The 371-nt window shown below is 52.3% G+C and carries 1 protein-coding gene; it reads right to left on the bottom strand.

What is annotated here, in order from left to right; all coding sequences use genetic code 11:
- Window positions 1–371: hypothetical protein (locus tag DEO48_RS15350; protein ID WP_109845642.1), on the bottom strand; the 371-nt coding region annotated here is incomplete at both ends.

Genomic DNA, 371 nt, shown 5'->3' with positions numbered 1-371 from the left:
CGGTACAGACTCCCCTGACCGGATGCTGCACGCGCCCACAACTCCTCATCGCTGAGCATGGTTTCAATCAGTTCAACCGGTACACCGCCGTCATCAATAACGGCTACCCGGTAATCATCGATAGGTTCATAAGGCCCCAGAATAACTGTTTCACCCGCAATCGCCTCAGCAAGGCTGTTGACCTTAAACGCCACATGCGGAACCGTTTTCAGTAACGGATGCAGGGGTGAGTCATCGGTAAAGCGATGCCACTGCACCCGAAACTTACCTGGATTATCGGTGGTGTACATTCCGGCACTGGCACTGAACTTGCCTGCGGTGTCACCGTCCTGAACCGGTATACCGAAATGATGAAATTCATACTCTACATT

This window comes from Enterobacter sp. CGMCC 5087 (assembly GCF_003144775.1).
Classification (GTDB): Bacteria; Pseudomonadota; Gammaproteobacteria; order Enterobacterales; family Enterobacteriaceae; genus Enterobacter; species Enterobacter cloacae_M.
This window is presented reverse-complemented; position numbering and strand designations above follow the sequence as displayed.